The 20,659-nt window shown below is 62.7% G+C and carries 15 protein-coding genes; 11 read left to right on the top strand and 4 right to left on the bottom strand.

From position 1 onward, the window contains the following. Positions 1-6: 6 nt before the first annotated feature. Genes I6H87_RS07085 through I6H87_RS07070 form a run of 4 tightly spaced genes read left to right on the top strand, consistent with a single transcriptional unit; the run spans position 7 to position 2,940 of the window. On the top strand, positions 7-897 hold the full coding sequence (locus I6H87_RS07085) for an SDR family NAD(P)-dependent oxidoreductase (protein ID WP_011616291.1): 891 nt from the start codon (positions 7-9) through the stop codon (positions 895-897). Further along, positions 894-1,856, top strand: a complete 963-nt coding sequence (locus I6H87_RS07080; RefSeq protein ID WP_011616292.1) for an alpha/beta fold hydrolase — start codon at positions 894-896, stop codon at positions 1,854-1,856. The genes I6H87_RS07085 and I6H87_RS07080 overlap by 4 nt, the downstream gene beginning before the upstream one ends. A 47-nt stretch (positions 1,857-1,903) precedes the next feature. Continuing rightward, a complete protein-coding gene (locus tag I6H87_RS07075; RefSeq protein WP_011616293.1) occupies positions 1,904-2,779 on the top strand; it encodes a metal-dependent hydrolase in 876 nt (291 codons plus the stop codon). Continuing rightward, a complete protein-coding gene (locus I6H87_RS07070; RefSeq protein WP_035817912.1) occupies positions 2,776-2,940 on the top strand; it encodes a rubredoxin in 165 nt (54 codons plus the stop codon). The genes I6H87_RS07075 and I6H87_RS07070 overlap by 4 nt, the downstream gene beginning before the upstream one ends. 107 nt (positions 2,941-3,047) lie before the next feature. Here I6H87_RS07070 and yidC read toward each other — a convergent pair whose 3' ends face one another. The 4 genes from yidC to rpmH form a co-directional block, all read right to left on the bottom strand. Then, positions 3,048-4,715, bottom strand: a complete 1,668-nt coding sequence (gene yidC, locus I6H87_RS07065; RefSeq protein WP_011616294.1) for a membrane protein insertase YidC — start codon at positions 4,713-4,715, stop codon at positions 3,048-3,050. Positions 4,716-4,736: 21 nt separating this feature from the next. Beyond that, positions 4,737-5,048: a membrane protein insertion efficiency factor YidD gene (gene yidD, locus I6H87_RS07060; protein ID WP_010811372.1), complete on the bottom strand. Its 312-nt coding sequence runs from the start codon at positions 5,046-5,048 to the stop codon at positions 4,737-4,739. Between the two features lie 10 nt (positions 5,049-5,058). Next, the gene (gene rnpA / locus I6H87_RS07055; protein WP_136227835.1) at positions 5,059-5,496 is read right to left on the bottom strand and encodes a ribonuclease P protein component; all 438 of its coding nucleotides are present in this window, start codon (positions 5,494-5,496) and stop codon (positions 5,059-5,061) included. 133 nt (positions 5,497-5,629) lie between these two features. After that, a complete protein-coding gene (rpmH, locus tag I6H87_RS07050; RefSeq protein ID WP_008650850.1) occupies positions 5,630-5,764 on the bottom strand; it encodes a 50S ribosomal protein L34 in 135 nt (44 codons plus the stop codon). Between the two features lie 816 nt (positions 5,765-6,580). On the opposite strand from rpmH, the gene dnaA reads away from it, so the two are divergent. The 7 genes from dnaA to I6H87_RS07015 all read left to right on the top strand — a co-directional run bounded on the left by dnaA (position 6,581) and on the right by I6H87_RS07015 (position 20,658). Continuing rightward, on the top strand, positions 6,581-8,347 hold the full coding sequence (gene dnaA / locus I6H87_RS07045) for a chromosomal replication initiator protein DnaA (protein ID WP_011614275.1): 1,767 nt from the start codon (positions 6,581-6,583) through the stop codon (positions 8,345-8,347). A 367-nt stretch (positions 8,348-8,714) separates the two neighbouring features. After that, complete coding sequence (gene dnaN / locus I6H87_RS07040; RefSeq protein ID WP_010811375.1) at positions 8,715-9,830, top strand: DNA polymerase III subunit beta; 1,116 nt, start codon at positions 8,715-8,717, stop codon at positions 9,828-9,830. Positions 9,831-10,059: 229 nt separating this feature from the next. Further along, positions 10,060-12,585, top strand: a complete 2,526-nt coding sequence (gene gyrB, locus I6H87_RS07035; protein WP_011614276.1) for a DNA topoisomerase (ATP-hydrolyzing) subunit B — start codon at positions 10,060-10,062, stop codon at positions 12,583-12,585. A gap of 299 nt (positions 12,586-12,884) precedes the next feature. After that, complete coding sequence (locus I6H87_RS07030) at positions 12,885-15,359, top strand: type I restriction-modification system subunit M (protein WP_231881369.1); 2,475 nt, start codon at positions 12,885-12,887, stop codon at positions 15,357-15,359. After that, entirely contained in the window at positions 15,352-16,620 is a 1,269-nt protein-coding gene (locus I6H87_RS07025; RefSeq protein ID WP_011614278.1) for a restriction endonuclease subunit S, read from the top strand. The genes I6H87_RS07030 and I6H87_RS07025 overlap by 8 nt, the downstream gene beginning before the upstream one ends. After that, positions 16,620-19,940, top strand: a complete 3,321-nt coding sequence (locus I6H87_RS07020; RefSeq protein ID WP_011614279.1) for a type I restriction endonuclease subunit R — start codon at positions 16,620-16,622, stop codon at positions 19,938-19,940. The genes I6H87_RS07025 and I6H87_RS07020 overlap by 1 nt, the downstream gene beginning before the upstream one ends. A gap of 85 nt (positions 19,941-20,025) precedes the next feature. Further along, on the top strand, positions 20,026-20,658 hold the full coding sequence (locus I6H87_RS07015) for a M48 family metallopeptidase (protein ID WP_231881370.1): 633 nt from the start codon (positions 20,026-20,028) through the stop codon (positions 20,656-20,658). The last annotated feature ends 1 nt before the right edge of the window (position 20,659 follow it).

The following is a 20,659-nucleotide window of genomic DNA, read 5'->3' as shown; positions in this document are numbered from 1 at the left end:
CCGGACATGAAGGACTTCCGCAACAAGGTTGCCGCGATCACCGGCGCCGGCTCGGGCATCGGCCGCGCGCTGGCGGTGGCGCTGGCACGGCAGGGCTGCCACCTGGCACTGTCAGACCGCAACGAGGCCGGGCTGGCGCAGACCGTGGCCCAGGCCATGGCCGCCGCACCGCAGGCCCGCATCACCCAGCACACCGTGGATGTGGCCGACCGCGCCGCGGTCTACGCGTGGGCCGCCGCGGCCGCCGAGGCCCACGGCCGCATCAACCTGATCTTCAACAACGCCGGCGTGGCGCTGTCCAGCACCGTCGAGGGCATGAGCTACGACGACCTGGAATGGATCATGGGCATCAACTTCTGGGGCGTGGTCTACGGCACCAAGGCCTTCCTGCCGTACCTGAAGGCCAGCGGCGACGGCCACGTGGTCAATACGTCGAGCATCTTCGGCATCTTCGCCCAGCCCGGCATGGGCGCCTACAACGCCAGCAAGTACGCGGTGCGCGGCTTCACCGAATCGCTGCGGCAGGAGCTGGACCTGATGGACTGCGGCGTGTCGGCCACCACCGTGCACCCGGGCGGCATCAAGACTAATATCGCCCAGGCCAGCCGCGTGTCATCCAGCGTCAACGGCTTCCTGGTGCGCGACGCGCAGCACGGCAAGGATGAGTTCGAGAAATTCTTCATCACCTCGCCCGACAAGGCCGCGCGCGTGATCCTGGAAGGCGTGCGCCGCAACCGCCGGCGCGTGCTGATCGGACCCGACGCCTACGCCGCCGATGCCATGGCGCGGCTGCTGCCCGCCGCCTACCAGTCGCTGGTGGTGCGCGAGACGCGCCGCAAGCGCGATCTGGGCCCCGTTGCCGCACCGGCCTCGGTCGGCCAGGGAGAGCGCCCGTGAACCGGCTCGCGATCGAACAGGATGCTGCGCTGCTGGCGCCACCGGGGGCGCTGACGCGCTGGTTCGGGCAGGGCCGCGTAGGGCTGTTCAGCCTGTCGCGCGCCACGCTGGCGCAGCGCCATGCGCTGCCGGCCTCGCGCTGGGTGCGCGTGCTGGATGCGATGGTGCACTACACCGACGAAGGCCCCGCCGACGGCGAGACCCTGGTGCTGATCCACGGCTTCGGCGCTTCGCTGCATACGTGGCAGGGGATCGTGCCGGCGCTGGCGCAGCGCTATCGCGTGCTGCGGCTGGACCTCGCCCCGTTCGGGCTGACCGGGCCGCTGCGCGATGCGCGCGGCCGCATCGAAACCATGGACGTGCACCGCTACCGCGACTTCATCGATGCCTTCCTGGCCGCGGTGAACGTGCGCCGCGCCAGCATCATCGGCAACTCGCTGGGCGGGCTGATCGGGTGGGACCTGGCGGTGCGCCGGCCCGATGCGGTCGACAAGCTGGTGCTGATCGACGCCGCCGGCTTCCAGATGCGGCTGCCGATCTACATCGACCTGTTCCGCCATGCGCCGGTGCGCTGGTCGGCACCGTGGATGCTGCCGGAGTTCATCATCCGCGCCGCCACGCGCGACGTCTATGGCGATGCTTCACGCGTGCCGGAGTCCACCTTCCGCCGCTACGTCGATTTCTTCTACGCCGAAGGCAGCCGCGAGGCCGTCGGCAAGATGGTGCCCAGGCTCGACTTTGCCCAGCTTGATACCCACCTGCTCGGCAGCGTGCGCGCGCCCACGCTGGTGCTGTGGGGCGAGCGCGACCGCTGGATCCCGCCCGCGCACGCGCAGGCCTTCACCGAGCGCATCCCCGGCGCGCAGCTGCGCCGCTACGCGGGGCTTGGCCATGTGCCGATGGAAGAAGACCCGCAACGCGTGGCAGCAGACCTGCTGCCGTTCCTGGCCGCCCAATAAATCCCCGCCGGCGCAACACGCGCCGGCCGTCACCCAAGGAGACCGCCATGATGCCAGTCCGCCGCGACGTGCATCCCCACCTGCCGCCAGAACGCATCAGCGACTGGCACGAACGGGGCCGTCACGTCACCCATTTCATCAACGCGCTGTCGATCTTCTTCCCCGCCGGGGAGCGCTTCTTCATGGACAGCGTGCGCAACTACCGCGACCAGGTGAAAGACCCCGGACTGAGCCGCGCCATCGCCGGCTTTATCGGCCAGGAAGCGATGCACACGCGCGAGCACATCCTCTACAACCGGCTGATGGAAGACGCCGGCCTGCCCGCCGCGGCGCTGGACCGCTCGGTGTGGAAGCTGCTGGACCTGCTGCGCAAGATCCTGCCCAAGTCCTGGCAGCTGGCCCACACCATCGCGCTGGAGCACTACACCGCGATGCTGGCCGGCGGCCTGCTGCAGGATCAGCGCCACATGGGCGCGGCCTCTGAGACCGGCTACCGGCAGGTGTGGACCTGGCACGCACTGGAAGAAACCGAGCACAAGGCCGTGGCCTACGATGTCTGGAACACGGTGATGAAGCCCGGCCCCTACCGCTACTTCCTGCGCACCTTCACCATGCTGACCACCACGGTGACGTTCTGGGCCATGGTGTTCGTGTTCCACATCGCGCTGGTGATGGGCGACAAGGGCTGCCGCAACAAGCTGACCGGGTTTGGCGGCGTGCTGCGCTTTTTGTGGGCCTCGCCCGGCGTGCTGCCCAAGATGATCCCGGAATGGCTCAGCTACTTCCGCCCGGGCTTCCATCCGTGGGACGACGACAACCGCGCCGAGCTGGCGCGCATCGCCCCGCTGGTCGAAGAGATCGAAAACACCGCGCGCGCCGCCGGCGTCTCCACCCGTGCGCCCTCGCTGCGGGGGGCCGCATGACCATCTGGCAGTGCCGTATCTGTGGATTCGTTTATGAAGAAGCGCTCGGCATGCCCGAGCACGGGATCGCGCCCGGCACGCCGTGGGGCGCGGTCCCGCTGGAGTGGAGCTGCCCGGACTGCGGCATGGCGAAAGCGGATTTCGACATGGTTGCGCTATAGGCGGGCGGTGGCCAATGAGGGGTGATGGCTGTCAGCGCCCCGATCCATCAAACAAAAAGCCCGGCATCACTGCCGGGCTTTTTTGCTTACCGCAACCTGCAACAGCTTCAGCTCTTCGCCACCACTGCCGCCTTGCCCTTGCCGAGCATGCGGTTGATCTGCCATTGCTGGGCGATCGACAGGATGTTGTTCACCACCCAGTACAGCACCAGGCCCGCCGGGAAGAAGAAGAACATCACCGAGAACACCAGCGGCATGATCATCATAACCTTGGCCTGCACCGGGTCCGGCGGGGTCGGGTTCAGCTTGGTCTGCACGAACATCGACACGGCCATCACGATCGGCAGAATGTAGAACGGATCCGGCACCGACAGGTCATGGATCCAGCCCAGCCACGGCGCGCCGCGCATTTCCACCGACGACAGCAGCACCCAGTACAGCGCGATGAACACCGGGATCTGGATCACGATGGGCAGGCAGCCGCCGAGCGGGTTGACCTTCTCGGTCTTGTACAGCCCCATCATCTCCTGGTTCATCTTCTGCGGGTCGTTCTTGTAACGCTCGCGGATCGACGTCATGCGCGGCTGCAGGTCCTTCATCTTGCCCATGGACTTGTAGCTCGCCGCCGACAGCGGGAAGAACACCAGCTTGATCAGCACCGTCAGCGCGATGATCGACCAGCCCCAGTTGCCCAGGAAGCCGTGCAGCTTCTCCAGCAGCCAGAACAGCGGCTTGGCCAGGATGGTCAGCCAGCCATAGTCCTTCACCAGCTCCAGGCCCGGGGCGATCTTCTCGAGCATGTGCTCTTCCTGCGGGCCGGCGAACAGGCGTGCATCGGTGGTCACCGTGGCGCCCGGGGCCAGTTCACCCAGCGGCTGCTGCACGCCCACGCGGTACAGGTGCGGATCGATCTGCTGGACGTAGAAGCTGTGCTCCTTGCCGGTCTGCGGGATCCAGGCCGAGGCAAAGTAATGCTGCACCATCGCCACCCAGCCATTGTTGGCGGCGGCCGGCACGGTGGCCTTGCCCTTGGCGATGTCTTCGAAGTCGATCTTGTGGTACTTGTCGGCGTCGGTGTAGACGGCCGGGCCGGTGAAGGTGCTGTAGAACTGCGACTGCTCGACCTTGCTGCCGTCGCGCGCCAGCTCCAGGTACAGCGTCGGCGAGACCGGCGCGGCACCCGCGTTGGTCACCGCGAATTTGGTGTCGACCACATAGCTGCCCTTGCGGAACACATAGGTCTTGACCAGCTTCACGCCGTTCTTCTCGGCGGTCAGCGCCACTTCCAGCTGCTCGGCGCCGTCCAGCGTGCGCGGGCCCGGGGCGGCGGTGAACACCGTGGTGTGGTTGGGCAGGTCGCCGCCGATCAGGCCCGAGCGTGCCATGTAGGTGCGCACGTTGTCACGCTCGAACAGCACCACCGGCTTGCCGTCCTTCTCATGCTCCTTGAGCAGCTCCAGGCGCGACACGATGCCGCCGGCGGTGTCGATCTCGGCGCGCACCGTGTCGGTGGTCACCACGACCTTCTCGCCGGTGGGCTGGGCCGCGGCCTGCGGCGCGGCCGGGGCAGCGGTACCCGCTGCGCCTGGCGCCACGTTGGCCTTGGGCACGTCGCCCTGCGCGGCAGCGCCGCTGGCGGCGGGCGCCGAGGCGGCCTGTTGGGTCGTGCTCGGGAAGAACATCGACGCATGGCCTTGGGAGCGCTGCCAGTTGTCGTAGAGCAGCACGAGGGACATCGAGAAGATGACCCAGAGGATGGTGCGTTTGATATCCATGTCTGGCTGTGGTCGGAGAAATCAGGGTCTGGGCAGACGGATCGCAACAGGCGCATGGCCTGCGGCGGCATGGACGGAACGGCCCGCGTGGGTGTCCGGCCTGGCAGTGTCGTCAGCTTCCGTGCCCGGCACGGGATCATACCCGCCTTGGGCGAAAGGATGGCAGCGGCACAGCCGGCAGGCGGCCATCCAGCTGCCGCGCGCGGCGCCGTGATGGATGACGGCGTCGCGGGCGTAGTCGGAACAGGTCGGCAGGAAGCGGCAACGCGAGCCCAGGTAAGGACTCAGGGCGATCTTGTAGATACGCAGCAGGGCTAGCAGGATCGGCTTCATGGCGGGGTGGTCAGGCTGGAAGGCCCGGTGCCTGGCTGGGTGGCGCAGGCGGAGCGGGGTTTGCCGCCGGCGGTGGCGGCAGCGGCCTGGCGGCAATTTCCAGCAAGCTGGTGATTTCCGCCAGGCACGCCTGTCTGACCGCCGCGCGCGTCGCAAATTCCGCGCGCGGGAACCTGGCTTGCAGGCGCAGCAGTACGTCGCGCCCGGCCAGGTGCTCACGGCGCTGGCGGAACAGCTCGCGCGCCATGCGCTTCACCAGGTTGCGCTCAGCGGCGCGCGGCGCGAACTTCTTGCCCACCACCACGCCAAGGCGGCCTTCCGGCCGGTCATTGGCGCGCACATAGAGCACGAAATGCGGGCTGCGACGCCGGGGCCGCAAAGCAAAAACGGATGAAAACTCATCCGTCTTTGTCAGCCTTGCGGCTTTGGGGAAGGCATGGGCAGACACGCTGGGCAATGCTGGCGAGAGATACTGCTGACTAACTAGCTGAGCCCTGCGGCAAGCTGCCGGCCGTCCCTGAGGTGAGGCGTCAGGCCATGACGGCAACGCAGTGCGCGCCGTCATACCAGTCGCCCCGGCCTCAGATGGCCAGGCGCTTGCGGCCCTTGGCGCGGCGTGCGTTGATGACGGCACGGCCGCCGCGGGTCTTCATGCGGACACGGAAGCCGTGGGTACGCTTGCGGCGGGTAACGGAAGGTTGGTAGGTACGTTTCATGTTGCACTCTCTGGTTGATCTGGGCGCGCCTGACACCGGCCGGTGCCGGGGTGCCGTGGCCGCCGCGTATGGTTCGCATGGGGCTGCCGCTGGCAAGACACTGCAGCGGGATTGCCGACGATTCTGGTTCTGTCTTGCTGCCGGCCGTGTTTATGCATGTGCAGGTCGCTAACCTGTTAGCAAGGACGGCACGAACAGGCCAGACCCGGCGATGCGCATACGTGATCCCCTGCCGCATCGCAGAACCCGGCATTTAACCGATTTTCTGCGGCAATGTCAAGGCGCAAGACTATGTGCACCGGCACAATTGCCACACCCGTCTGTGGCCCGTGGTGCGCCATTGTCCACAAAGGCCAGTGGGTAACTGCAAGTGTCCCGAGGGCCACCTCTACCGCATCCATCCACAGGCGAAGTCCCTGTTTTGCCTGAGATTTCCCCCGTTTCCACACCCCGGAAAGCCGCATCGCACCAAGGGTTGTGCACACAAATCCACTGCATTTGCACAAGTTATCCACAGACTTATCCTTTGTGGATAACTCAGGGGCGGGGGTACAATCCGGGTCCAAACACAACACGGGCTGCGTGGCGCAGGCGCAACCCGGGCCCCCACCGCGGCAACGCATGACTGAACGCACGCCAGTGCGGCGAGCCTGAAGGCTCGCTTGCTGCTGCATTGGCATGCCGCGGAGGCCTCACCGAACGGAATTGATTCCTAATACGGTAAGGATGGCCCGGATCGCGCGGCGTAGATGCTGCTTGTGGCGTGCCGGGGGAACCGCTGATTTGCGGCCGGGTACGATTACCAAAAAACAAACAATGCAAGATTTCTGGCAGGCGGCAGCAGCGCAACTAGAGCGCGAGCTGACGCCGCAACAGTTCAAAACGTGGATCAAGCCGCTGGCGCCCGTTGCGTTCGATGAAGAAACGCACGCGCTGCGCATTGCCGCGCCCAACCGTTTCAAGCTGGACTGGGTCAAGAGCCAGTTTTCGGGGCGCATCACCGCACTGGCCTGCGAGTACTGGGAGGCGCAGGTCAGCGTCCAGTTCGTGCTGGATCCCGCCGCTTCGGGCCGTGCCGCTGCCTATATGCAGCCGGCCCAGCCCGGCATGGGCCCGGGCGGCATGGACGGCCACGCAGCACCGGGTACGGGCATGGGCGGCTATCCCGGCGCCCAGCCGATGGGCGGCCAGGCCATGGGCCAGCCGCCGTTCGCCATGCCCGGCCAGCAGCCCGGCTATGGCTATGGCGAGCCGGTCAGCGCGGCCGGCTACGGCATGGGGCAACCGCCCTATGGCAATCCGGGCAACCCGGGCAATCCGGCCGGCATGCCGTCCGCCGCACCGGTCCCGGCCGGTGCGCGCGGCCAGCCCCACCCTGGCCAGCACGGCCACCAGCCGCACGGCGCCGACATGGGTGAGATCGACGTGGTCCAGATGGACCCCGCCGAAGCCAGCGCCCGCTCCTACCGCGCGCCGCCGCAGCAACCCCAGCAGCAGCCGCACCAGCAGATGGGCGGCGCCACGCCGATGCCCGGCCACCAGCCCAGCGACACGGTGCATGAGCGCTCGCGCCTGAACCCGATCCTGACCTTTGACAACTTCGTCACTGGTAAAGCCAACCAGCTGGCCCGCGCCGCGGCCATCCAGGTGGCCAACAACCCGGGCAAGTCGTACAACCCGCTGTATCTCTATGGCGGCGTGGGCCTCGGCAAGACTCACCTGATCCACGCCATCGGCAACTTCATGTTGCTGGAGAACCCGCGCGCGCGCATCCGCTACATCCACGCCGAGCAGTACGTGTCCGACGTGGTCAAGGCGTACCAGCGCAAGGCGTTCGACGAGTTCAAGCGCTACTACCACTCGCTGGACCTGCTGCTGATCGACGATATCCAGTTCTTCTCCGGCAAGAACCGCACGCAGGAAGAGTTCTTCTATGCCTTTGAGGCCCTGATTGCCAACCGGGCGCAGGTGATCATCACCAGCGATACCTACCCGAAAGAGATTTCCGGCATCGACGACCGCCTGATCTCGCGCTTCGACTCGGGCCTGACCGTGGCCATCGAGCCGCCCGAGCTGGAAATGCGCGTGGCCATCCTGATGAAGAAGGCCGCCGCGGAAAACGTCAACGTGCCCGAAGAGGTTGCCTTCTTTGTCGCCAAGCACCTGCGCTCAAACGTGCGCGAGCTGGAAGGCGCGTTGCGCAAGATCCTGGCGTTCAGCAACTTCCACGGCAAGGACATCACCATCGAGGTGACGCGCGAAGCGCTCAAGGACCTGCTGACTGTGCAGAACCGCCAGATCTCCGTGGAGAACATCCAGAAGACCTGCGCGGATTTCTACAACATCAAGGTCGCTGACATGTATTCGAAAAAGCGCCCTGCCAATATTGCACGGCCGCGCCAGATTGCGATGTACCTGGCCAAGGAGCTGACGCAGAAGAGCCTGCCCGAAATCGGCGAGCTCTTTGGCGGCCGCGACCACACCACCGTGCTGCATGCCGTGCGCAAGATCGCCGACGAACGCAGCAAGGACGCGCAGCTCAACCATGAACTGCACGTGCTGGAGCAAACGCTCAAGGGCTGATGCATGGCCGATGCCCGGGGACCCCCGGGAAGGCGTTTTGAAGGGTCGGCCCCTCGGGGCTGGCATACTGTAGGGTGCGCGCCACGGACATCCCGTGGCGCCTGGGGAATTAACGTCAGCGTCGCCGGGGCAAGTGTCCGGAAAATGGCCACTGATAAGGCTTTGCGGTGAGTCGGGACGGGATGGCAAGTACGGGCAGCGCCAGCGTGGCTTTTTGGGCACAGCTGGCCCCCCGGCCGGTCCCGCCCCGCTTCACCGCAGCGGCTTATCCTTGGTACAATGGCATATTAACTCCTTGATTCCTAAGTGAATTCGGAGTTGTTTGCGTTCTGCGGTCGCCGATTACAAACGACGAAGGATAAATTCAATGCAATTGGTCAAAACCTCGCGAGACAACCTGCTGCGTCCGCTGCAAATCGTGAGCGGCATCGTGGAGCGCCGCCACACCCTCCCGATCCTGGCCAATCTGCTGATTCGCAAGTCCGGGTCCAACGTTTCCTTCCTCTCGACCGACATCGAGATCCAGATCACCACGCACGCCGAATGCGGCGTAGGCAGCGACAGCGTTGCCACCACCGTGGCCGCGCGCAAGCTGCTGGACATCCTGCGCGCCATGCCTGACGGCGACGTGGCCCTGTCGCTCAACGACAAGCGCATGACCGTGCAATCCGGCAAGAGCCGCTTCGCACTGCAGACGCTGGCCGCCGAGGAATTCCCGACCGTTGCCGAAGCCAGCGAATTCAACGCCAGCGTCAGCCTGCCGCAGAAGACCTTCAAGCACCTGCTGGCGATGGTCCACTTCGCCATGGCGCAGCAGGACATCCGCTACTACCTGAACGGCATGCTGCTGGTGGTGGAAGGCAAGAAGGTGATGGCAGTCGCCACCGACGGCCACCGCCTGGCCTACTGCGGCGTTGAGCTGGAAACCGAAGCCGTCGGCGTGGGCGCGCGCCAGGAAGTCATCATCCCGCGCAAGACCATCCTGGAACTGCAGCGCCTGCTGGAAGACAACGACGATCCGGTGCAGGTGCAACTGGCCGCCAACCAGGTCAAGTTCACGTTCGCCAATATCGAACTGATCTCCAAGCTGGTGGAAGGCAAGTTCCCTGACTTCCAGCGCGTGATTCCCAAGGGCTACAAGAACGCCTTCGCCATCGACCGTGTGCGGCTGCAGCAGGCGCTGCAACGCACCGCGATCCTGACGACCGACAAATTCAAGGGCGTGCGCTGCATCCTCGACACGCACATGCTCAAGATCAGCTCCACCAACGCCGACCAGGAAGAGGCGCAGGAAGAGCTGGAACTCGATTACTCGGGCGACGCGCTCGATATCGGCTTCAACGTGACCTACCTGCTTGACGTGCTTGCCAACCTGAAGAGCGAGCAGGTGCAGGTCAGCCTCGGCGACTCGAATTCGAGTGCGCTGATTACCGTGCCGGAAGACGACAACTTCAAGTACGTCGTCATGCCGATGCGCATCTGATGATCCGGTAACAGGACCAGACCAGACAAGAACCGGAGCAGCAAACGGCACGCAACGACACCCGGCCCAGGCCGGGAAGTCCTGGGGATGACCATCCCGCAGCGGGGGCAGGATCGAAACGACGATCCGCCCCTTTTGCCGTTTTTAGTAACCCGCCATGCGGACCTTTTCGCGCCCCGCCGCTATGCCGGCCCGGCCCGAATTCCGCCATTGCCGTGAGTAGAAAGACATGACCGAACAGCAGAACCCGCAGCAGGAAAACACCTACGGAGCCTCTTCGATCCAGATCCTGGAAGGCCTGGAGGCGGTACGCAAGCGTCCGGGCATGTATATCGGTGATACCTCCGACGGCACCGGCCTGCACCACCTTGTCTTCGAGGTGCTGGACAACTCCATCGACGAAGCGCTGGCCGGCTACTGCACCGAGATCCAGGTCACCATCCACAGCGACAACTCGATCTCCATCGTCGACAACGGCCGCGGCATCCCGCCCCTGGTCAAGTTCGACGACAAGCACGAACCCAAGCGCAGCGCGGCGGAAATCGCCATGACTGAGCTGCACGCCGGCGGCAAGTTCAACCAGAACAGCTACAAGGTGTCTGGCGGCCTGCACGGCGTGGGCGTGTCTTGCGTGAACGCGCTGTCCAAGTGGCTGCGCCTGACCGTGCGCCGCGACGGCCAGGTCCACCTGATCGAATTCGCCAAGGGCGACGTGCAGAACCGTATCGTCGAGACCGTGACCGGCCCCGACGGCCAGCCCGTTGAAGTCTCCCCGATGAAGATCATCGGCGCCACCGACAAGCGCGGCACCGAAGTCCACTTCCTGGCCGACGAAGAGATCTTCACCAACGTCGAGTTCCACTACGAGATCCTCTCCAAGCGCATCCGCGAGCTCTCGTTCCTGAACAACGGCGTGCATATCAAGCTGGTCGACCAGCGCACTGGCAAGGAAGAAGACTTTGCCTTCTCCGGCGGCGTGAAGGGTTTTGTCGAATACATCAACCGCTCCAAGAGCGTGCTGCACCCCAACATCTTCTACGCCAACACCGAAAAAGACGGTATCGCCGTGGAAGTGGCCATGCAGTGGAACGACGGCTACAACGAGCAGGTGCTCTGCTTCACCAACAACATCCCGCAGCGGGATGGCGGCACCCACCTGACCGGCCTGCGCGCCGCGATGACCCGCGTCATCAACAAGTACATTGAAGAAAACGAAGTCGCCAAGAAAGCCAAGGTGGAAACCACCGGCGACGACATGCGCGAAGGCCTGTCCTGCGTGCTCTCCGTCAAGGTGCCCGAGCCCAAGTTCAGCTCGCAGACCAAGGACAAGCTGGTCTCTTCCGAAGTGCGCCTGCCCGTGGAAGAACTCGTCGGCAAGGCCCTGAACGACTTCCTGCTGGAAACCCCGGGCGACGCCAAGATCATCTGCGGCAAGATCGTAGACGCCGCCCGCGCCCGCGAAGCCGCCCGCAAGGCCCGCGAAATGACCCGCCGCAAGGGCCTGATGGACGGCATGGGCCTGCCCGGCAAGCTGGCCGACTGCCAGGAAAAAGACCCCGCCCTGTCAGAACTCTTCCTGGTGGAGGGCGACTCCGCAGGCGGCTCCGCCAAGCAAGGCCGCGACCGTAAGTTCCAGGCCATCCTGCCGCTGAAGGGCAAGATCCTGAACGTAGAGCGCGCCCGCTTCGACAAGATGCTGTCCAGCCAGGAAGTGCTGACGCTGATCACCGCGCTGGGCACCGGCATCGGCAAGGACGACTACAACCTGGACAAGCTGCGCTACCACCGCATCATCATCATGACCGATGCTGACGTGGACGGCTCGCACATCCGCACCCTGCTGCTGACGTTCTTCTACCGCCAGATGCCCGACATCATCGAGCGCGGCTATGTCTATATCGCGCAGCCGCCGCTGTACAAGATCAAGCACGGCAAGGAAGAGCGGTATATCAAGGACGATGTCGAGCTCAATGCCTACCTGCTGAAGCTGGCGATGGAGAAGGCTGTGCTGGTGCGGCCGGATGGGTCGGAGATCAATGGGGATGCGCTGACTGAGTTGGCGCGGCAGTATCAGCTGACTGAGGGGGTGATTTCTCGGCTGTCACGTGTTGTGGATACTGACGCCCTGCGTGCTATTGCTGATGGGGTGCCGTTGGATCTGGATAGCGCGGCTGCTGCTGAGGCGTCTGCCGTGGCGTTGAAGGCTAAGTTGGCTGAGATGCATGCCAAGACGTTGATCGGGGCTGCCGTGAATGATGACGGCACCGCTGACGTCTACGCGCAGTTTGATGAGAAGACGGATAAGCATCGGTTGATGATTGCGCGGCGTCATCATGGCAACGTGCGGTTGTCGCATTTGGATGCGGATTTTGTTCATGGCGCTGACTACGCTGCTCTGTCCAACGCGGCCAAGACGTTCCAGGGCCTGACGCCGGAAGGCACCAAGGTGCAGCGTGGTGAAGGCGAAAAGCTGCGGGATCAGACTGTCAATGACTTCCACGGGGCCATGCAATGGCTGTTGGCTGAGGCTGAGCGTGGGGTTTCTCGTCAGCGGTATAAGGGGCTGGGGGAGATGAACCCGGAGCAGTTGTTTGAGACGACGCTAGATGTGACCCAACGCCGTTTGCTGAAGGTGCAGATTGAGGATGCTATTGCGGCGGATCAGATCTTTACCACCCTTATGGGGGATGAGGTGGAGCCGCGGCGGAACTTTATTGAGAGCAATGCGTTGGTGGCGCGGAATATTGATGTTTGATCTATGAAGCCGAAAATGATCGACGAAATTGCGCTGCTCAGGGGGTAGATACCTACTGAGTGACCGAAGCTAAAAAAGCCAGTCCTATTGGATTGGCTTTCTTTTTTGGGCAGAGCCATTCAGCTCCCTCCATGTGAACCATATTTTTTTGGTGTACTGCTCTCTGTGGATTGCCAAACGTCACCTACAACGATGACAATTTACCTCGATAGAGGTGGCAAATCTGCCTGTGATTATCTGTTCGACGAATCCGCCCATAGTTACATATGCCCCTTACGTTACCCCAGCTCGAGCGCCATTTGTTCAAAGCCGCCGACATCCTGCGCGGCAAGATGGACGCTTCCGAGTTCAAGGAATATATCTTCGGGATGCTGTTCCTCAAGCGCTGCTCCGACGTGTTCGACCAGCGGCGCGAGGAAGTCATCGCCGAGCGAATGAATGCGGGTGAATCACGCGCTAACGCCGAAAAATCGGCGGAACTGGAGCGCTGGTACAAGGGAGCCGAGTACTTCTGGGTGCCACCACGATCGCGGTACAAGTTCCTATTGGATGAGGCTCATCAAAATGTCGGTGACTCGCTTAACAAGGCATTGAGCGGTATCGAGACTGCCAACACCAAGCTCTACGACGTGCTGGAGCACATCGACTTTACGCGAAAGGTTGGCCAGAGCAAGATCCCCGATATCAAGCTGCGCCAGCTGATTACCCACTTCGGCATCTATCGCCTACGTAACGAGGACTTCGAGTTCCCCGATCTGCTCGGCGCGGCCTACGAATACTTGATCGGCGAGTTCGCCGACTCGGCCGGTAAGAAAGGCGGCGAGTTCTACACACCGCGCTCGGTGGTGCGTATGATGGTGCGGCTGATCCAGCCGACCTTGGCCCACGACATTTATGATCCCTGTTGCGGCTCCGGAGGCATGCTGATCGCAGCCAAGGAATACATCGACGAGCACGGCGAGGACGGCCGCAAGGCCAACCTGTTCGGGCAGGAGTTCAATGGTACCGTCTGGTCGATCGCCAAGATGAACATGCTTCTGCACGGCATCAGCACTGCCAACCTGCAGAACGAGGACACCCTGGCCGAGCCGCAGCACGTCGAAGGCGGCGAATTAATGCACTTCGACCGGGTGCTCACCAACCCGCCGTTCTCCATCAACTGGGGCAATACGGAGAAGAACGCCGACGGAACGCCTGCCTGGTCGCCCAAGTTCCCCGAGCGCTTCCGTTACGGCCAGGTGCCGCTGGGCGCCAAGAAGGCCGACCTCATGTTCCTGCAGCACATGCTGGCAGTTACCCGCGACGGCGGCATGGTCGCCACCGTCATGCCCCACGGCGTGCTGTTCCGTGGCGGTGAGGAAAAGGCCATCCGGGCTGGCATTGTCGAGGACGACCTGCTCGAAGCCGTGCTCGGCGTCGCCCCCAACCTGTTCTACGGCACCGGCATCCCCGCCTGTATTTTGGTGCTGCGCCAGCGGGTGCAGAACGGCGCCAACCGCGTTAGCGGCAAGCCCGCCGAGCGCCGGGGCAAGGTGCTGTTTATCAATGCCGACCGGGAGTTCTTCGAAGGCCGCGCGCAGAACCATCTGCTACCCGAACACATCGAGAAGATCGTCACCACCTTCAACGAGTTCAAGCAGGTAGAGGGCTTTTCGGCCATCGTGGACAACGCCACCCTCAAGGCCAACGATTACAACCTCAACATCCGCCGCTACGCTGATAACACACCACCGCCCGAACCACACGACGTGCGCGCGCATCTTGTGGGGGGCGTGCCAAAAGCCGAGGTGCAGGCCAAGTCGACGCTGTTCGCGGCGCACGGCCTCAACCCGATGGACCTGTTCGTTGAGCGTGACGCGAAGTACGTCGACTTCAAACCCGAGCTAGCCAAGCGCAGGGACCTTAAGCCCTCCATCGAGAGAAACGCCGGCCTTGTCGCCAAGGAGGCCGCCATCCGCGCAGCTTTCGAGCAGTGGTGGCATCAGCATAGCGCGCGTATTACGTTGCTTGCTGGGCAAATGGACAATGCGGCCAGTCTGGTCGGCCTGCGCAACGATCTGCTGGCTAGCTTTAGCGAATCGCTGGAAGCGATCGGTATGCTCGACCCCTTCCAGGTGCGCGGCATCGTCGCTGGGTTCTGGTACCAGACGAAGTACGACTTCCTCACCCTGATGGCGCGTGGCGCCAAGGGCGTGGCCGACGCTTGGCGCACCAGCATCGTCACTGCGCTGGAGGACAAAGCGAACAAGGAAAGTCCACTTGACCACAAGCTAGTCAAGTTTCTGATGAGCGACTTCGTCGATGCCATCAACGAGCTGGAGGCCAAGAGGGCTGAACTGGACAGTCAAATCAAGGCTGCTGACCCCAAATCTGGCAAGGACGCCGAGGGCGACGAAGGTGACGCCGCAGAGTCTTCGGAAGACGAACCCGCCGACGACAACGCGGTCGACGAAACGCAGCTCAAGGCGTGGAAGAAGGAACTCGCTACCGCGAAGAAAGCCTTGAAGGCCAAGAAGGATAGCTTCGCTGCGCACCTCAATCGCGAGGTGGATGGTCTGTCGCCCGAGCAGGCCGCCGAGCTGCTGCTGACCATCCTGCACAACGACATGCGCGCCATCGTCGAGCGCTACATCGCCGCCCAGCGTAAGGCCATCGTCGTCGCATTCGAAAACTGGTGGGATAAGTACCGAGTGACGCTGACTGAGATTGAGGGAAAGCGCGATTCGGCGGCGCAGGCCTTGCAGGTGTTTTTGAAGGGGCTGCGGTATGTCTAACTTCGTTGCCCTTGGAGATCACATTACCGTTCAGAAGGGTAAGGCACCACTCGTCACCGGCTACGTGGGCAAGGGTGCAGAGCCCTACCTGAGTCCTGAATATCTCCGCGGGCGAGCGCCGGCCGACCTTGCCAAAGCTGGGCCGGATGCTGTGCGTGCTGCTGAAGGCGAAACGATACTGCTGTGGGACGGTTCGAACGCTGGGGAATTCTTCAGGTCCAAGGTCGGGTTGGTTGCTTCGACGATGACGAAGATTTCTCCGAGCAGTGTTTTTCGTCCGGCATACTTTTTTCATGTCGCCAAGCAAGCTGAGCGATTCCTGAAGGCTCAAACCAATGGCACTGGCATTCCACACGTTGACCGAGAGCTTCTCGAGGGGATAAAGGTCTTTTGTCCTGGCTCTACGGAGCAGCAATTACTTGCGGAAATCCTCGACACTCTCGACACCGCCATCTACGAAACTGAAGCGATCATCGCCAAGCTCAAGGCGGTCAAGCAAGGCCTGCTGCATGACCTCTTGACGCGCGGCATCGACGCCAACGGCGAATTGCGCCCACCTCAGGCCGAGGCACCGCATCTCTACGAGTCGTCACCGTTGGGTTGGATTCCGAATGAGTGGGGTCTTGCTCCTACAGCAACTCGCTGCCATCTGATAACCAAAGGCACTACCCCTGCGGCTAATGAGATGTGGCAGGGTGGCGCGGGAATTAGGTTTCTGCGAGTCGATAATCTTTCTTTCGATGGACAACTGGATCTAGATGCAAGCACGTTTCGAGTTAGCCTTGCCACGCACAAAGGTTTTCTGGCTCGTTCAAGATGCCTTGAAGGTGATGTGCTGACGAACATCGTTGGCCCACCTCTAGGGAAACTGGGGCTTGTTACCAAAGAAATTGGTGAGGTCAATATTAATCAAGCAATTGCGTTATTTCGACCAACCGAACAACTACTGCCAAAGTTCCTATTAATCTGGCTTAGTAGCTCAATCTCGCAGTCTTGGCTGAGGAACCGAGCCAAGCAGACGTCGGGACAAGTGAATCTGACCCTCGCTCTATGCCAGGAGCTTCCTCTACCTCGGATGACGATCAATGAGCAACAGGCAATCGTTGACCGAGTTGATGCCGCGCAGGAACAAATCTGGTGTGAGGAGGAACTGATCCGAAAGATGCGACTTGAGAAATCTGGCCTTATGGATGACCTCCTCACCGGCCGCGTCCGCGTCAAGCCGCAGCTGGCGGAAACCAAACAAGCAGGGAGCGCCTGATGGGCTGGGAGCTTGAAGACGTCGAAAAACCCTTCGTCGCTCAGTTACAGACGCAGGGTTGGACACACATCGAAGGCAGTCTCGAAAACCCGACATCTACCTGCCGTACCAGCTTTACTGAGGTTATCCAGGAGCCCGTGCTGCGCGAAGCTTTGCGAGCGCTAAACCCCGGCCCTGACGGCCAGCCCTGGGTGGACGATGCGCGTCTATCAGAGGCTATGGCGGCTATCACTCGGCTGGGAACGCGCAGGCTGATGGAGGCCAACGAAAGGGCCACCGAGTTGCTGATCAAGGGCCTGACCGTCGAAGGCCTACCTGGCTGGGATGGCGGACGCGGCCAGACCATCCGCTACATTGACTGGGACATTCCGGCGAACAACCGCTTCACAGTGGTCAACCAGTACCGCGTCGATTGCCCGCCTGGGTTCAATTCGGCGAAGGCCTTCATCGTGCCCGATCTGGTGCTGCTGGTGAACGGCATCCCGCTGGTGATAGTGGAGTGCAAGAGCCCATCGATCCCTGAGCCGCTGGCCGAGGCCGTCGATCAACTGCGCCGATACAGCAATCAGCGCAAGGCGGCCTTCGAAGTGGATGACAACGAGGGCAACGAGGTGCTGTTCGCGACCAATCAGCTGCTGATCGCCAGCTGCGTGGACGAGGCACGGGTCGGGTGCATCGGCGCGGGGTTCGAGCACTACGCGCAGTGGAAGACAGTCGTCGGACCGGACGGATCGGGCTCCGAGGCCGAGGTGGCGCAGGCGCTGGGCGAGAGCAAACTCAATGAACAAGAGCGGCTGATCGCCGGGCTGCTGGCACCAGCGCACTTGCTGGACGTGGTGAAGAACTTCCTACTGTTCATGCAGGTGGGCGGCCAAACTATAAAGTCCGTTTGCCGCTACCAGCAGTACCGGGCGGTGAACCGTGCCATCGCCCGGCTCAGAACGGGCCAGACTCGTTTGCAGCACGGTGAGCATGACCAGCGTGGCGGCATCATTTGGCACACCCAGGGCTCGGGCAAGAGCCTGACGATGGTATTCCTGGTCCGCAAGATGCGCGCCGAAGCGCAGCTGCGACGCTTCAAGGTCATCGTCGTCACCGACCGCAAGGATCTGCAGAGCCAGCTATCCGTGACCGCCACGCTCACGGGTGAGGTGGTCGAAGTGGCGGACAGCACGGCGGGCATTAAGGCTCTCGTGCGGCGCAAGGGACCGGGGCTGATCTTCGCCACCATCCAAAAATACCGGGACCCGGACACGGCAGGTGATTCACCGCTGGCGGCAGAAGACCTGCCTGAGTTGGAGCAGCCGCGCGCGACCTATAAGACCGGAGAGAAGTTCGAGGTGCTGAACGAGGACGAGAGCATTCTCGTGCTCGTGGATGAAGCCCACCGCACCCAGGCGGGCGATCTGCACGCCAACCTGCTGGCCGGACTGCCAAACTGCGCGCGTATCGGCTTCACCGGCACGCCGATCATCATGGGGGAGAAGAAGCGTACCCATGAAATCTTTGGCGAGTTCATCGACCGCTATACCATCAAGGAGGCCGAGGCCGATGGCGCCACGGTACCGGTGCTCTACGAGGGGCGCACCGCCAACGGTGCGATCAAGGACGGCGCCAGTCTGGACGAGCTGTTCGAAGACCTGTTTCGCCAGCACACGCCAGAGGAACTGGAGGTAATCAAGCAGAAGTACGCCACTAAGGGGCACATCTTTGATGCGCCAGCGCTGATTGCCGACAAGGCCCGTGACATCATTCGCCACTACGTCACCAACATATTGCCCAACGGCTACAAGGCACAGGTCGTGGCGTACAGCCGGCTGGCGGCGATTCGCTACTTCGGAGCCTTGAGGAGGGCCAGGGACGAACTGCTGCTAGAGGCGCAGGCGCTCAGCCCGGAAGACAAGGCCCTGGACGACGAAGCCCTGTGCCAGCGCTCGCCAAAGATGCAGGCAGTTGTCCAAGCCTGGCGCTACCAGGGCATATTGGCCCGCATCGAATTCGCACCAATTATCTCCGGCAGCAATAACGACGATCCTGCCTGGAAAAACTGGACTGATGCCGCGGCTCACGACCAACTGATTAAGCGATTCAAGAAGCCACTGTTCCATGCCAAGCCGGAGAAGACCGATCCGCTCGCATTTCTGGTGGTGAAGTCAATGCTGCTCACTGGCTTCGACGCGCCTATCGAGGGCGTGATGTACCTGGATAGGCCAATCCGCGAAGCGGAGTTGTTGCAGGCCATCGCCCGCGTAAACCGCACAGGCTTCGGCAAGCGTTGCGGCATCGTGGTGGACTACTACGGTGTCGCCCAGCATCTGAAGGAAGCTCTCGCCGCCTACGCGGACGAGGACGTGGAAGGCGCGCTGGCCAGCCTGAAAGACGAGGTGCCGGTGCTACGCGACCGGCATCTCCGTGTGGCAGACCTGTTCCGCCAACGGGGCATTGAATCGCTGGACGACACTGAGGCGTGCGTCGAAGCGCTGGGCAGCGAGAAGCTGCGGGCCGAGTTCGCCGTCAAGCTCAAGGCGTTTCTGGCGTCGCTTGACACGGTACTGCCGCGCCCCGAGGGGCTGCCGTACTCGGGTGATGCGAAGCGGCTAGCCTACATCTATGCCCGGGCGCGCAACCGGTACAAGGACACGCCGGTCCTGGGCAAAGACGTCGGCGCAAAGGTGCGCAAGCTGATCGACGACCACGTAATCTCGCTAGGTGTCGATCCAAAGGTCCCGCCGATCCAGCTGACCGATGCCGAGTTCGACACCCATCTTGCACGTACCGTCAACGATCGCGCAAAGGCCTCGGAGATGGAACACGCGATCCGCTCGCATATCCGCAAGCACACGGACGAAGATCCGGTGCTGTATCGCAAGCTCTCTGAGCGGCTGAACGACATCCTGAAGACGCTCGGCGAGAAGTGGAATGAGGTTATCGCACAGCTGCAGGAGATCATCGACGAGTTGCGCACTGGAAAGGCTAGCTCCGACAATACTCCAGGTGACCTGCCTGAGCATTGCGCGCCCTTCCTGCGCACCGTACTGGATGTGGTGTGCGCCGGGCAAACGCCCACGTCGGCCGAACTGCTTCGACTGAAGGACGTGACGGTCGAGCTCGTTGACTTGCTGGTGCAGGAGCTCAAGGAGAACCCGAAGATCTGGAGCGCGAACAAGATTCCAGACCAGGAGAATCTTCGCGACGGTGTCTTGTTCGAGCATCTGATGCGCCTGCGTCCACCGCTGTTAGATGCAGACAGGGCCGGTGTGCTGGCCGACAAGCTGATTGATCAGGCTCGCGCCAGCCACGACAAGCTGATGCAGGTGTGATTCGATGCCTTCGCCGGTGAAATTGCCAAGCCTTCAGATCGGTGACCTCCGGTTCACGCTCCAGCGGAGCGCGCGCCGCAGAACTATGCAGATCACCGTGGAGCGCAGTGGCGACTTGATGCTCTGCGCACCGCCGGAGGTGGACGAGGCCGCGCTGCGAGCATTCGTGCTGGAGAAGCGCTTCTGGATCTACACCAAGCTGGCCGAGAAGGACCGCTTGCAGCGCCAGGTTCCGCGCAAGGAATTCGTCGGAGGCGAGGGATTCTTGTATCTCGGCCGCAGCCATCGGCTGAAGGTGGTCGATGAACAGAATGTGCCACTGAAGTTGAATGGAGGCCGCTTTTGTCTGCGCCGTGACGCCCTACCCGCCGCGCGCGAGCATTTCATCCGCTGGTACGGCGAGCGTGCCAAGGCCTGGCTTTCGGGGCGTGTAGCTGACTACCAGTCGCGAATGGAGGTGACGCCTGCCGGCGTCAAGGTGCAGGACCTTGGATATCGCTGGGGTTCGTGTGGCAAGGGCGACTGGCTGTACTTCCACTGGAAGGCAATCCTGCTGCCGGCGCGCATCGCTGAGTATGTCGTGGTGCATGAGATTGCCCATCTGCATGAGCCGCACCACACGCCTGCGTTCTGGCTTCGAGTGGAGCGTGCCATGCCGGACTATGCGCAACGCAAGGCCTGGCTGGCCGAGCATGGAATCGATGTTGAAGGAATCTAAA

The organism is Cupriavidus necator (assembly GCF_016127575.1).
Classification (GTDB): Bacteria; Pseudomonadota; Gammaproteobacteria; order Burkholderiales; family Burkholderiaceae; genus Cupriavidus; species Cupriavidus necator_D.
Note: the sequence above shows the minus strand (reverse complement) of the source record. Positions and strands in the feature narration are given on the sequence as shown.

Excerpts from the sequence above, each read along its gene's own strand:
- I6H87_RS07085 (WP_011616291.1), top strand. The coding sequence starts at position 7 with ATGAAGGACTTCCGCAACAAGGTTGCCGCGATCACCGGCGCCGGCTCG.
- I6H87_RS07075 (WP_011616293.1), top strand. The coding sequence starts at position 1,904 with ATGATGCCAGTCCGCCGCGACGTGCATCCCCACCTGCCGCCAGAACGC.
- I6H87_RS07070 (WP_035817912.1), top strand. The coding sequence starts at position 2,776 with ATGACCATCTGGCAGTGCCGTATCTGTGGATTCGTTTATGAAGAAGCG.
- yidC (WP_011616294.1), bottom strand. The coding sequence starts at position 4,715 with ATGGATATCAAACGCACCATCCTCTGGGTCATCTTCTCGATGTCCCTC.
- yidD (WP_010811372.1), bottom strand. The coding sequence starts at position 5,048 with ATGAAGCCGATCCTGCTAGCCCTGCTGCGTATCTACAAGATCGCCCTG.
- rpmH (WP_008650850.1), bottom strand. The coding sequence starts at position 5,764 with ATGAAACGTACCTACCAACCTTCCGTTACCCGCCGCAAGCGTACCCAC.
- dnaA (WP_011614275.1), top strand. The coding sequence starts at position 6,581 with ATGCAAGATTTCTGGCAGGCGGCAGCAGCGCAACTAGAGCGCGAGCTG.
- dnaN (WP_010811375.1), top strand. The coding sequence starts at position 8,715 with ATGCAATTGGTCAAAACCTCGCGAGACAACCTGCTGCGTCCGCTGCAA.
- gyrB (WP_011614276.1), top strand. The coding sequence starts at position 10,060 with ATGACCGAACAGCAGAACCCGCAGCAGGAAAACACCTACGGAGCCTCT.
- I6H87_RS07025 (WP_011614278.1), top strand. The coding sequence starts at position 15,352 with ATGTCTAACTTCGTTGCCCTTGGAGATCACATTACCGTTCAGAAGGGT.
- I6H87_RS07020 (WP_011614279.1), top strand. The coding sequence starts at position 16,620 with ATGGGCTGGGAGCTTGAAGACGTCGAAAAACCCTTCGTCGCTCAGTTA.
- I6H87_RS07015 (WP_231881370.1), top strand. The coding sequence starts at position 20,026 with ATGCAGATCACCGTGGAGCGCAGTGGCGACTTGATGCTCTGCGCACCG.